Here is a 12798-nt window from a genome sequence, read left to right as displayed (position 1 = left end):
ACGAACCCGAGGTCGGCGAACGTCGTCGTGGAGCTCAGGAGGGCGTGGGTACCGACGACGATTCGCGCCTGACCGGATGCGACGCGCAGCGCGGCCTTGCGCCGCTCCGCAGCGGGAAGCTGACCGGTGAGCAGGGTCGGCATGAGTTCGGGGGCGAGTTCGGGGCCGAGCATGCGGGCGATCGACCGCAGGTGCTGTGCTGCGAGCACTTCGGTCGGGGCGATCAGGGCCGACTGCCCGCCCGACTCGGCGACCTGCAACATGGCGCGCAGGGCCACGAGGGTCTTGCCCGAGCCGACCTCGCCCTGCACGAGACGGTTCATGGGCCAGTCGCCCACCATGTCGGACTGGATCTGGGCACCCACGCTCTGCTGATCGGGGGTGAGCTCGAACGGCAGGATGCGGTCGAAACGTTCGAGGAGCCCGCCGGGATGCGCGGGGCGCTTCGTCGCCGAGAGCGCGCGAACGAACTGGCGCTGCTGCAGCAACGCCGTCTGCAGGACGAACGCCTCCTGCATCCGCAGCGTCGCCACGGCGGGCGGGATGTCGTCGTCGTTCTCGGGACGGTGGATCTGCTCGAGGGCGGCGCGAGCCGGGAGCAGACCGCGCCGCGCGCGAAGGTCGGCGGGGAGGGGATCGTCGATGTCGCCGAGCGAGTCGAGGACGAGCGAGATCGTCTTCTGCACGAGGGGACTCGGAACGGTCGCCGTGGCCGGGTAGATCGGAATCGGACGCTTCGCGCTGACCTCGGCCTCGGCGCGCGCCTCGGCGATGTCGTCGAACAGCTCGTAGTCGGGGTTCGTCAGCTGCGTCTGTCGGCGATACTCACCGACCTTGCCCGAGAAGATGCCGCGCCTGCCCGGAGTGAGGTCTTTGAGCCGCCACGGCTGGTTGAAGAACGTCAGCGACAGGCGGCCGTCGCCGTCGCTGATCACCACTTCGAGGAGCGACCCCCGGCGATTCTGCATGCGCCGCTCGCTCGCGCTCACCACCTCGGCCACGATCGTGACCGGTTCGCCCAGGGGCAGGGTCGAGATGGGGGTCAGCTCACCGCGCCGCGCGTACCGCCGAGGGTAGTGCTCGAGGAGCTCGCCGACGGTCTTCACGCCGAAGGCGCGGTCGAACGCCGCTGCCGTCTTGCCGCCGATCGCTCCGTCGAGACGGGAGGCGAGCGACAGACCGGGCATACGTCGAGTCTAGGGATGACCACCGACATCGTCGGCGGCTCCCGGTTGGCTCGGGCGAGCGACCGTAGGCTGGAAGGGTGACGCGCATCATCTCCGGCCGTGCCGGCGGAACCGTGCTCGAGGTCCCCGCGAAGGGCACGCGCCCCACGAGCGACCGCGTGCGCGAGTCGCTCTTCGCGGCGCTCGAATCCGCCGACCTCCTCCGTGAAGCACGCGTCGCCGACCTGTACGCCGGCTCCGGAGCGCTCGGGCTCGAGAGCCTCAGCCGCGGGGCCGCCTCAGCCGATCTCGTCGAGCTGTCCGCTCCCGCCGCCGCCGTGATCCGCAAGAACGCGGATCGACTGCGAACTGCGGGCGTCGAGGCCCCCGTGCGGGTGCACCGCGCGAACGTCACGACCTACCTCTCGGCATCCGGCGCCGAGTGGGACCTCGTGTTCATCGACCCGCCATACGACGTGAGCGACGAGGAGCTCACCCGCGTGCTGCTCGCTCTCGCGCCCCGGCTGAGCCCGGACGCGGCCGTCATCGTCGAGCGCGCGAAGCGCTCCCCCGCGCCGGATTGGGCCGCCGCCGGGCTCGAGCCCGAGCGGGAGCGCACCTACGGCGACACGACGATGTGGTGGGGTCGACCGACCGCCTGAAGACGCGGGCCGTCACCCGCGGCCGGCATCCCAATCGCGGTAGGGGTCCCAGCCCGTGCGCCCTGTCCACGGCGACCCGTCCACCGTGATCGAGCGTTCTCCGCGTGCCTCGACCGTTCCCACTCGGCGCCCGAGCGGAGCGGTCTCCGCGGGGAACGTCACGAGGAACCCGTGGTCCTCTCCTCCGCCGAGAGCGAGTGCGGGGTCGTCGCCCAGGGCTGCGGAGTCGAACGCGATGGTCACATCCGACGCGTCCGCCAGCCGAGTCGCGTCGAGGGCGAGACCGTCGGAGATGTCCATCATGGCGGTGGCGCCCGCGTCCGCGGCGCGCAGCGCGTCCGCGATCGGCGGTCGGGGGGCGAGCTGGCGTGACAGCGCGTGCGCGTCCGCCGCCGTGAGGCTCGCGCGTGCCTCGGGCGTGACGACCACGGGGGTGCCATCGGCATCCGTGAACCGGCGGAAGAGCAGTTCGATGCCCTTCGCAGCCGGGCCGAGCTCGCCGATGACGTACACGCCGTCGCCGATCCGTGCGCCCGAGCGACGGACGGGGTCGCGACCGTCGAGCGACCCCAGGGCCGTGACGGCGATCGTCAGGGTGTCCGAGACCGTGAGGTCGCCGCCCTCGACAGCGCAATCGGGCGCGAGCTCGGCGCAGGCGTCGGCGAGCCCCTCGGCGAAGCCACGGACGAACGACACCGTAGTCGCGTCGGGCATCGCGAGGGCCACGAGAAGAGCGATCGGCCGCGCACCCATCGCGGCGACGTCGGCGAGGTTCACGGCGGCCGCTTTGAAGCCGAGATCGTGCGCCGACGACCACGCGAGCCGGAAGTCGGGGCCGTGCACCAGCGTGTCGGTCGTCGCGACCACGCGACCGTCCGGGACGGCCAGCACCGCCGCGTCGTCGCCCGGCCCGACCGGTGCCGTCGACGGGGGAAGGCGATCCAGGATGCCGCGGAGGATCTGCCCCTCGGACAGCTCTCCCACGGTGATCTCACGGCTGGTCTCGGCGTCGGTCACTCCCCCACGCTATTAGCCTGGAGGGGTGCCCCGCTCTTCACGGACCCTCGCGTTGCTCGCCGCCCTCACGCTCCTGCCGGGGCTCGCGGCCTGCAGCACGAACGTCGCGATGGAGCCCGCGAAGCTCGCGAACGACCCGGCCTGTGCCAACGTCGAAGCGCGTCTGCCCAAGACGATCTCGGGACAGGAGCGGCGATGGACCGACGCGCAATCGACCGCGGCGTGGGGGAATCCGGCATCCATTCTCATGACCTGTGGTCTCGAGGCCCCCGCACCGACGACGCTGCCGTGCCGGACGTCGGACGGCGTGGACTGGATCGTCGACGAGTCCCGGGCGTCCGAGAACAAGTACACGCTCACCACGTATGGCCGCGAGCCCGCGGTGCAGGTGTTCCTGGATCAGGGAATCGCGAGCAGCGGCGACGTGGCCCAGGCCCTCGGCCCGCTCATCCGCGACAATCTCCCCGCGACCGGGGCGAAGTGCACGTCGCTCTCGGACGCGACCCAGGCTCCCGAGCCGTCACCGACGCCGACCCCGTAGCCGCTGGCCCCCTCGGTCGAATCCGCCACCCTGACGTGCGCCGTATGCACGTCGAGACGCGACTCCGACCGACATATGGCGCAAGTCAGCGAGATCGCGCCTCCCGCGTTCCCGCGCGGCCGATGAAAGGGGCGGTCAGGCCTTCTCGAGCGCCGCGTCGAGCAGGTCGCTGATCAGGTCGGGGTAGCTCAAGCCGGAAGCGATCCAGCACGTCGGGAACATCGAGATCGGGGTGAACCCGGGCATGGTGTTCACCTCGTTCACGAAGAACTCCGTGCCGGTGTAGAAGAAGTCGACGCGCGCCAGGCCCTGACCGCCGATGGCCTCGAACGCCTGGGCGGCGATGCGCTGCATCTCGGCGAGCTCGCCGTCGCGGAGATCGGCGGGGCACACCAGGTCGACGCCGGGGGCATCGAGGTACTTCGCCTCGAAGTCGTAGAACTCCCGGCCCGTGACCACGATTTCCCCCGCCACCGACACCCGCACGGGTCTCCCGTCACGCCCGGGCAGGACGCCGCACTCGAGCTCGCGCCCGACGATCGCCTGCTCCACGAGCACCAGGCCGTCCTCCGCGAAGGCGGTGTCGAGGGCGGCATCCAGATCTTCCCACCGCGACACCTTGGTCACACCGACGCTGGAGCCCGCCTCGTTGGGCTTCACGAAGACGGGCAGGTCGAGGGCGCGCATGCGGCGCTCCCACATCTGCCGGTCGCGAGCGAGGTCGGCGCGCGTCACAGCCACCCAGGGCACGACCGGCACGTGCGCGGCCCGCAGCACCTGCTTGGTCACGTGCTTGTTCATACCGATCGCCGACATGAGCACGCCGCCGCCGGCATACGGGATGCCGAGGAGCTCGAGGAGCCCCTGCACCGTGCCGTCCTCACCGAACCGCCCGTGGAGGATGGGCAGCACGACGTCGACATCTCCGAGCGACCGCGTGCCCTCGGCATCCGTCACCGTCCACTCGCGCGTCAGCGTCGAGTCGGGAAGGCGCACCCGCGTGCCGTTGTCGAGCACCTGCGGAAGAGCCTCGGGGACGAGCGCGAACTTGTCGGGGTCATCGTCCTCGAGCACGAACGCGCCGTCGCGGGTGATGCCGACCGGGATCACCCGGAAGCGGTCACGATCAATCGCGCGAAGCACCCCGCCCGCCGTGGCGGAACTGATCGAATGCTCGCTGGAGCGCCCGCCGAAGAGCACCACCACCACCGGTTTGGTCATTTCGCGTCCTCTCGCCCTGCGGCTGGTCGTCGTCGGTCGTCAGGTGGGGCGCGATGTCCCGCGGGTCCATGGTGCCGTCGAGCACCATCTTCACCTGCTGCACGATGGGCATGTCGACACCGACCTGCTTCGCGAGCTGAAGAACGGGAGCGACGGATGCCAGGCCCTCGGCGGTCTGCTGCATCTGAGCGACCACCTCTTTGTATCCGTAGCCCTGGCCGAGCAGACGCCCCGCCGTGTTGTTGCGGCTGAGCGGGGACTGGCACGTCGCGATGAGGTCGCCGAGGCCCGCCAGGCCCTGCAGCGTCTCGGGCTGCGCGCCCTGCGCGACCGCGAAGTCGGTCATCTCCACGAGTCCACGCGTGATGATCGAGGCCTTCGTGTTCTCGCCGTACCCGACGCCGTCGACGATGCCGATCGCCACCGCGATGAGGTTCTTCAGGACTCCGCCGAACTCGGTGCCGATGACGTCGGTGTTCACGAACGACCGGAAGTAGCGGTTGCGTGCGCGTCGAGCGACCGCCTCGGCCGTTTCGGGGCTCAGCGAGCTGATGACGGCCGCGGTCGGCTGCTCCCGTGCGATCTCGAGCGCGAGATTGGGTCCGGATGCCACGGCGATCCGCGCCGGGTCGCACGCGAGCACCTGCTCGATGACCTGGCTCATGCGCAGGCCGGTCGACTTCTCGACGCCCTTCATGAGCGAGACGATCGGCACGTCGGTGTGCTCGACGAATGGCTTGATCGCGGCGAGGTTCTCGCGCAGCGACTGGCTCGGCACCGAGAGGTAGATCTGCTCGGCACCGCGGATCGCCTCGGCCAGGTCGGTGGTCGCCGTCATCGTGCGCGGCAGGTTGATGCCGGAAAGATAACGACTGTTGCGCTTGGATTCGGTGATCTCCGCCGCCAGCTCGGGACGGCGCGCCCACATGACGACGGACGCCCCGCCGTCGGCGAGGATCTTCCCGAACGTCGTGCCCCAGCTTCCGGCGCCGATGACGGCGACCTTGGGACCGGCGACGGGCGCGACGTTCTTACGACTCAAGGCGCCCCGTCTCATTCTGTCCGTGCTGCGACGGGTTCCACCGCTCCGCCGGAGCCGGGACACCTCGGATGCCGGAGAGCATCTGCGAAATGCGTCCCATGAGCGTGTCGGTCGCGCTCGTGAGCACGGCGGGCGAGGTGGAGCCCGCGTACTCCGACAGATCCATCGCGGGACCGAGTTCCACGATCACGTGCGAGCGGCGGGGGAATTTGAGCTTGCCGTAGCGCGGAAGGATCTGCTGAACACCCCATTGCGCCATGGGGATGAGCGGAAGGTCGCCGGCGAGGGCGAGCCGGACGGCGCCCGTCTTGCCGCGCATCGGCCACAGGTCGGGATCGCGCGTGAGCGTCCCCTCGGCGTAGACGATGACGCCGCGCCCGTCTTCCGCGATCTGCTGCGCGGCCTTCATGGACTGGTTCGCGCTCGCCGAGGCGCGCGGGACGGGAACCATGCCCGTCGCGCGCAGCGCAGCGCCGAGAACAGGGACCTTGAAGAGGCTTTCCTTCGCCATGAACCGGGGCGCGCGGCCGAGCCGCCAGACCGCCACCGCCACGATGAGCGGATCGAACTCCGAGTTGTGGTTCGGGGCGAGGACGTACGCTCCCTCCCGCGGGAGGTTCTCGCCGCCGCGGATCTCGATACGGGCGAACAGCCCCACCGCGGGGACCACGATCGCGGCGAGCGGCCAGAAGGCGCTCGGCCTACTCTTCTCGGGGGTGACGGCCACGGCCTCAGCCCACGACGGAGAAGTCGGCGTCGAGAGCGGTCAGCTTCTCGAGGAACTTCTCGTACCCGCGGCGGATGATGCCGATGTTGCGCACCGTCGACTCCCCCTCGGCCGCCAGCGCGGCGATGACGTAGCTGTAGCCGCCACGCAGATCGGGAACCTCGACGTCGGCACCGTGCAGCGGCGTCGGTCCGTTGATGACGGCGGCCTGCTCGAGGTCGCGGCGCGGAACACGACGGTCGGGGCTCGCGATGCCCTTCGGGTGCACGACGATGTCGGCACCCATCTTGTTCAGCGCCGCGGTGAAGCCGAGACGGTTCTCGTACACGGTCTCGTGGACCGTCGATGTGCCCGGCGCCTGGGTGAGCGCCACGATGAGGGGCTGCTGCCAGTCGGTCATGAAGCCGGGGTGGACGTCGGTCTCGACCATGACGGGCTTGAGCGCCTCGCCGCGACGGAACAGGATGCCGTCTTCGCGCACGTCGAACCAGCCGCCGGCCTTGCGGAAGACGTTGAGGAACGTCAGCATGTCCTGCTGGCGAGCGCCCTTGGCGAAGATCTCGCCGTCGGTGGCGAGGGCCGCACAGGCCCACGATGCCGCTTCGTTGCGGTCGAAGATCGCACGGTGGTCGTAACCGACGAGCTTGTCGACGCCCTCGATGAAGATGACGCGGTTGGGCTCGTAAGAGATGATCGCGCCCATCTTCTGCAGCACCGCGATGAGATCCATGATCTCGGGCTCGATGGCGGCGTTGCGCAGCTCGGTCACGCCCTTCGCGCGGACCGCGGTGAGGAGCACCTGCTCCGTCGCGCCGACGCTCGGGTACGGGAGCGTGATGTTCGCGCCGTGCAGGCCGTTGGGGGCCGTGATGCGGATGCCCTCGTAGCTCTTGTCGACCACGGCGCCGAAAGCACGGAGCGCGTCCATGTGGAAGTTGATCGGACGGTCGCCGATGCGGCATCCGCCCAGGTCAGGGATGAGCGCCTCGCCCAGAAGGTGCAGCAGTGGCCCGCAGAACAGAATCGGGATGCGCGAAGCGCCGGCATGCGCGTCGATCTCCTCGAAGTGCGCGGCGACCGCGCCCGAGGGGTCGAGGTGGAGGGTTCCCTCTTCCTCACCCTCGGTCACGGTGACGCCGTGCACCTCGAGGAGCGAACGCACGACCTTCACATCGCTGATCATGGGGACGTCGCGGAGCGTGCTGGTGGTGTCGCCGAGGAGGGCGGCCACCATCGCCTTGGTGACGAGGTTCTTCGCCCCCTTGACCTCGACGGTTCCCCGCAGCGGACGACCGCCTCGGATCGTGAGGGTCTCTGCCGCCTCCCAATCCGGCTGCCCGATGGGGTGCTCTCCGGTGTCGCTGACGAGTGTGCTCATAGGGGGGTGGACCTCACTTCGTGGACGAGGGGCGGCGAATCGACCCGATCGGGTCGATCGGGCTCAGCGGACCGGAAGGGTCCGCGGCCGCCATGCCTCGCGGCGCGCCTCGAACTGCGTGATCTTGTCTTCGTCACGCAGCGTGAGCCCGATGTCGTCGAGCCCTTCGAGAAGCCGCCACCTAGTGTAATCGTCGATGTCGAACGAGACCTGGAGGTCGCCGACCGTGGCGGTCTTGGCCTGCAGATCGACGGTCATCTCGATGCCGGGGTTCGCCTCGAGGACGGCCCAGATCTGCTCGACCTCGTCCTCCGTGATCACGCCCGTGACCAGGCCCTGCTTGCCCGAATTGCCGCGGAAGATGTCGGCGAACTTCGGGCTCAGGACCACCTGGAAGCCGTAGTCGCGCAGCGCCCACACCGCGTGCTCGCGGCTCGATCCGGTACCGAAGTCGGGACCTGCGACGAGGATGGATGCCGAGCGGTAGGCATCCTGATTCAGGATGAACTCCGGATCCTGGCGCCAGTTCGCGAACAGTGCGTCGTCGAAGCCCGTCTTGGTGACCCGCTTGAGGAAGACGGCGGGGATGATCTGATCCGTGTCGACCGCGGACCGCTTCAAAGGCGCGGCGACACCGGTGTGCGTCGTGAACTTCTCCATGTCAGGCCTCCGCCCCGGTCGAAACGATGTCCGCGGGGAGCGGCTCCAGGTCGGCGGGGCTCGACAGCGTGCCGCGCACGGCCGTGGCCGCGGCGACCAGCGGCGACACGAGGTGCGTACGCCCGCCCTTGCCCTGCCGCCCCTCGAAGTTGCGGTTCGAGGTGGAAGCGCAGCGCTCCCCCGGCGCCAGCTGATCAGGGTTCATGCCCAGGCACATCGAGCAGCCGGCGAAACGCCACTCGGCGCCGAAGTCGGTGAACACCTTGTCGAGGCCCTCGGCCTCGGCCTCCAGGCGCACGCGCGCCGAGCCCGGGACGACCATGACGCGGACGTTCTCGGCCTTGGTGCGCCCCTGGATGACGGAGGCGAAGGCACGGAGGTCTTCGATGCGGCTGTTGGTGCACGAGCCCATGAAGACGGCATCCACGGGGATGTCCTTCATCGGGGTGCCGGCCTCGAGGTCCATGTACTCGAGCGCCCGCTCGGCGGCGGCGCGCTCATTGGGGTCGATGATGTCGGCAGGAGTGGGCACGACGTCGGACAGCGAGACGCCCTGGCCGGGGTTGGTGCCCCAGGTGACGAAGGGCTCGAGCTCGTTCGCGTCGAGGAAGACCTCGGCGTCGTAGACGGCACCCTCGTCGCTCGGGAGCGTGCGCCAGTAGGCGACGGCGTCGTCCCAGTCCTGCCCCTGCGGGGCGTGCGGCTTGTCCTTGACGTAGGCGAACGTCGTCTCGTCGGGGGCGATCATGCCGGCGCGGGCGCCCGCCTCGATCGACATGTTGCACATCGTCATGCGCCCCTCCATCGAGAGGGAGCGGATCGCGCTGCCGCGGAACTCGAGGACGTAGCCCTGGCCGCCGTTGGCACCGATCTTGGCGATGATCGCCAGGATGATGTCCTTCGCCGTCACGCCGGGCTTCAGTTCGCCCTCGACCGTGATCGCCATCGTCTTGAAGGGCTTCAGCGGCAGGGTCTGCGTCGCGAGCACGTGCTCGACCTCGCTGGTGCCGATGCCGAACGCCATCGCGCCGAACGCACCGTGGGTCGAGGTGTGCGAGTCGCCGCAGACGACCGTGATGCCCGGCATCGTCAGGCCCAGCTGCGGCCCCACGACGTGGACGATGCCCTGCTCTTTGTCGCCGAGCGAGTGGATGCGGACGCCGAACTCGTCGGCGTTGCGGCGCAGCGTGTCGATCTGCGTGCGGCTGGTGAGGTCGGCGATCGGCTTGTCGATGTCGAGCGTCGGGGTGTTGTGGTCTTCGGTCGCGATCGTGAGGTCGAGCCGACGAACGGGGCGACCCTCGGCGCGCAGGCCGTCGAACGCCTGGGGGCTCGTGACCTCGTGCACGAGGTGGAGGTCGATGTAGATGAGGTCGGGCTGCCCGTTCTCGCCCTTGACGACGAGGTGGTCGTCCCAGACCTTCTCGGCCAGGGTGCGAGGGTTCTCGGGAATCGTGCTCATGGTTTGCGTTTCTCCTCGGGAGGGGTGTGAGGCCCGCGACGAACTCCGCGACGAGAAAGGCCTAGAACAAGGTCTCGTCGCGGCCGCTAAGGAGGAGGCCGGCGATCCGCACCTGGTCACGATACCACCGGCCTTCACCCGTCTCGCCGCTCAGGGCGTGCCGCGCACGTGAAGACGGGCGTAACACGACGCCGCACATTTCGGTGTCGCGGAACACCTCGTGCGAGCCTGGCGGAACGCCGCAGGAAGGAGCGTGCCGCATGGCCGCGAACGCAGAGCCCGGATTCTCTACCCGACAGGTCCACGTGGGGGCCTCGACCGTGCCCGCCTCGCCGCGCGCCCTGCCGATCTACCTCACGGCCGGCTTCACGTTCACCGACCTCGACGAGTCCGCCGAGCATTTCGGCACCGGCGCGGGATTCGGGTACACGCGCACGGGCAACCCCACCGTGCAGGCCGTGGAGAACCGCCTCGCCTCCCTCGAGGGCGGCGATCAGGCGGTCCTCGTCTCGAGCGGACAAGCCGCCGTCACCGTCGCCCTGCTCGCCCTGGCCGGCGCGGGCGATCACGTCGTGGCCTCCGAGCACATCTACGAAGGCACTCGCGGTCTGCTCCTCGACAACCTCGGGCGCCTCGGCATCGAGACGACATTCGTCGACACCTCCGATCTCGACGCGTGGCGGAACGCGATCACCCCGCGCACGAAGGCACTCTTCGCCGAGACCCTCTCCAACGCCCGCAACGACGTGCTCGACATCGCCGCCGTCTCCGCGATCGGGCGGGAACGCGGCATCCCGCTCGTGGTCGACAGCACCTTCACGACCCCGTACCTCCTGCGTCCGATCGAGCACGGTGCCGCGATCGTCGTGCACTCCGCGAGCAAGTTCCTCGCCGGACAGGGAGCGGTTCTCGGCGGCGTCATCGTCGACGACGGACGCTTCGACGCCGCGGCATCCGGTCATCTCTTCCCGCACCTCGTCCACGCCGACCGCCTCGGCGGGGCGAGCTACGCCGAGAAGTACGGCGCCCGTGCACGGGGCGCGTACATCCGCGAGAGCGTGGCCCCCCGCTTCGGTCCTTCGCCGTCGCCGCTGAACGCCTTCCTGATCGGGCAGGGCATCGAGACGCTGAGCCTGCGCGTCGAGCGCCAGTCGCAGAACGCTCTGGCGGTCGCACAGTGGCTCGAGAACCGCCCCGAGGTCGAGCGCGTCGATCACGTCGGCCTCGCCTCCCACCCGCATCACGATCTCGGTGCGCGGTACCTCACGCGAGGCACCGGCTCGGTCTTCACCGTGACCCTGCGCGGCGGACTCGAAGCCGCGCGCCACGTCGTGCAGTCGGTGAAGCTCATCACGCACATGACCCACCTCGGCGACGTGCGCTCGCTCGTGCTGCACCCGCAGAGCACGTCGCACTCGGCGCGCACGGTCGAGGAGCGCGAGCGCGCGGGAGTGTTCCCCGGCACGATCCGCCTGTCGATCGGGATCGAGGACATCGCCGACATCCTCGTCGACCTCGAACAGGCGCTCGTGGGAGTGCCCGTCGCCGAGCGCGAAACGGTCGTCCTGTGAGCCGTCTGCAGCACTTCGGGTGGTTCCTGGCGCGCGGCTTCGGCCCTCACGGCTGGGGCCATCCCTACCTCCGGTGGAATCACCGCTGGACGGAACCGGGTCTGTACCAGGACTCGGCGCGGACTCTCGAGCAGGCGGGCTTCGACCTCCTCATCATCGAGGACGCCCCCTCGCTCGGAAGCGCCGACACGATCGATCTTCGGGTGCGCCACGCCTTCGGTGGACCCAAGCACGATCCGCTGCTGCTCGCACCGTACCTCTTCGCCGCGACCCGGCATCTCGGGGTCGTGCCGACGGTCAACCCGGCCGCATACCTGCCCTATACGGCGGCACGACAGTTCGCGACCCTCCAGCACTTGAGCGGGCACCGTCTCGGACTCAACGTCGTCACCGACACCGGCAGTGCGCGCCACTTCTCCACGGCCCCGCAGCTCGGACACGACGCGGCCTACGACCGGGCCGAGGAGTGGCTCGACGGCATCCGTCAACTGTGGCGGAGCTGGGGCGAGGGCGCGCTCGTCGTCGATGAGGAGTCGGGCGTCTACGCCGACGGGACGAAACTGGATGCCACGCGCCACCGCGGTCAGCACTTCGGCTTCGACGGTCCGCTCAACGCGATCCCCTTCACCGATGGCGAACCGGCGATCGTCTCACCGGGCGGCTCGGGGCGCGGGCTGGCGTTCGCAGGACACAACTCGGACGTGCAGCTGGCGCTCGCCCCGCTGGACGAGGCGAGCATCCGCTCCTACCGCGGACGCATCCACGCCGCGGCGGAGGCAGCGGGGCGCGACGCCGCCGACATCAAGATCCTCTTCGCGATCCAGCCGGTGCTGGTGTCGTCGCCGGAGGAGGCCGACCGTCTGGTCGCGGCATCCGCGAATCCGTCCGAGGAGGCGTTGATCGCGATCGCGCGCAAGCAGTCCAGCGACCTCGAGACGGATCTCACCGGTCTCGACCTCGACAGTCCTCTCGATCGCTCGATCTTCGGCGAGCACGTGTCGGAGGGCAGCATCAAACGACTCGTCGGGAAGCACGACGCCGACGCGCCGCTGCGGACGATCCTGGCTGCGCACGCGCGCCTCGGCCGGCTGAACGACGGTTCCGGGTTCGTGGGGACGGCCGAGGAGTTCGCCGACCGCATCGAGGAGCTGGGCACGTGGGGCAACGACGGCGTCCTGCTGTGGGGGGACCTTCATCCGGTCACCGTCCACCGTCTGCTCGACGATCTCGTGCCGATCCTGCGCCGTCGAGGAATCCTGCGCGAGGAGTACGTCGACGGCGGGCTGCAGGCGAACCTGCGGGCGTTCTAGCGGGCGGATGCCGGGAGTTCGGTGTTCACCCCGTCGCGGCC

Annotated in this window: 12 protein-coding genes; 4 read left to right on the top strand and 8 right to left on the bottom strand. The window is 69.7% G+C overall.

Going from position 1 to position 12798, the window contains the following annotated elements:
- The coding region (locus P2P98_RS14260; RefSeq protein ID WP_275800771.1) for a DEAD/DEAH box helicase at positions 1–1187 on the bottom strand (1187 nt) is incomplete at its 3' end.
- Between the two features lie 77 nt (positions 1188–1264).
- Between P2P98_RS14260 and rsmD the strand changes: the two genes are divergently transcribed.
- Positions 1265–1828: a 16S rRNA (guanine(966)-N(2))-methyltransferase RsmD gene (rsmD, locus tag P2P98_RS14255; RefSeq protein WP_275800770.1), complete on the top strand. Its 564-nt coding sequence runs from the start codon at positions 1265–1267 to the stop codon at positions 1826–1828.
- Positions 1829–1840: 12 nt separating this feature from the next.
- Here the strand turns inward: rsmD and thiL are convergent, their stop codons facing one another.
- Complete coding sequence (thiL, locus tag P2P98_RS14250; RefSeq protein WP_275800769.1) at positions 1841–2845, bottom strand: thiamine-phosphate kinase; 1005 nt, start codon at positions 2843–2845, stop codon at positions 1841–1843.
- 25 nt (positions 2846–2870) lie between these two features.
- On the opposite strand from thiL, the gene P2P98_RS14245 reads away from it, so the two are divergent.
- Positions 2871–3386: a DUF3515 family protein gene (locus P2P98_RS14245; RefSeq protein WP_275800768.1), complete on the top strand. Its 516-nt coding sequence runs from the start codon at positions 2871–2873 to the stop codon at positions 3384–3386.
- A gap of 135 nt (positions 3387–3521) precedes the next feature.
- Here the strand turns inward: P2P98_RS14245 and P2P98_RS14240 are convergent, their stop codons facing one another.
- The 6 genes from P2P98_RS14240 to leuC form a co-directional block, all read right to left on the bottom strand.
- Complete coding sequence (locus tag P2P98_RS14240; protein WP_275800767.1) at positions 3522–4607, bottom strand: D-alanine--D-alanine ligase family protein; 1086 nt, start codon at positions 4605–4607, stop codon at positions 3522–3524.
- Entirely contained in the window at positions 4513–5649 is a 1137-nt protein-coding gene (locus P2P98_RS14235) for an NAD(P)H-dependent glycerol-3-phosphate dehydrogenase (RefSeq protein WP_275800766.1), read from the bottom strand. The genes P2P98_RS14240 and P2P98_RS14235 overlap by 95 nt, the downstream gene beginning before the upstream one ends.
- Positions 5639–6376 carry a lysophospholipid acyltransferase family protein gene (locus tag P2P98_RS14230; RefSeq protein ID WP_275800765.1) on the bottom strand — a complete coding sequence of 246 codons (738 nt, stop codon included), beginning with the start codon at positions 6374–6376 and terminating at the stop codon, positions 5639–5641. The genes P2P98_RS14235 and P2P98_RS14230 overlap by 11 nt, the downstream gene beginning before the upstream one ends.
- 4 nt (positions 6377–6380) lie before the next feature.
- Positions 6381–7754, bottom strand: a complete 1374-nt coding sequence (gene murA, locus P2P98_RS14225; RefSeq protein ID WP_275800764.1) for a UDP-N-acetylglucosamine 1-carboxyvinyltransferase — start codon at positions 7752–7754, stop codon at positions 6381–6383.
- A gap of 63 nt (positions 7755–7817) precedes the next feature.
- Positions 7818–8414, bottom strand: coding sequence for a 3-isopropylmalate dehydratase small subunit (leuD, locus tag P2P98_RS14220; RefSeq protein ID WP_058595867.1), 597 nt, complete (start codon positions 8412–8414; stop codon positions 7818–7820).
- 1 nt (position 8415) lies between these two features.
- Positions 8416–9876 carry a 3-isopropylmalate dehydratase large subunit gene (gene leuC, locus P2P98_RS14215; protein WP_275800763.1) on the bottom strand — a complete coding sequence of 487 codons (1461 nt, stop codon included), beginning with the start codon at positions 9874–9876 and terminating at the stop codon, positions 8416–8418.
- Positions 9877–10136: 260 nt separating this feature from the next.
- Between leuC and P2P98_RS14210 the strand changes: the two genes are divergently transcribed.
- Both P2P98_RS14210 and P2P98_RS14205 read left to right on the top strand, forming a co-directional pair.
- Positions 10137–11447 (top strand): PLP-dependent transferase, encoded by a 1311-nt coding sequence (locus tag P2P98_RS14210; protein WP_275800762.1) that lies wholly within the window; start codon positions 10137–10139, stop codon positions 11445–11447.
- On the top strand, positions 11444–12757 hold the full coding sequence (locus tag P2P98_RS14205; RefSeq protein WP_275800761.1) for an LLM class flavin-dependent oxidoreductase: 1314 nt from the start codon (positions 11444–11446) through the stop codon (positions 12755–12757). The genes P2P98_RS14210 and P2P98_RS14205 overlap by 4 nt, the downstream gene beginning before the upstream one ends.
- Positions 12758–12798: the final 41 nt, after the last annotated feature.

This window comes from Microbacterium sp. Kw_RZR3, from assembly GCF_029222405.1.
Classification (GTDB): domain Bacteria; phylum Actinomycetota; class Actinomycetes; order Actinomycetales; family Microbacteriaceae; genus Microbacterium.
The sequence above is the reverse complement of the archived record's forward strand: the minus strand, read 5'-3'. Positions and strand labels throughout refer to the sequence as shown.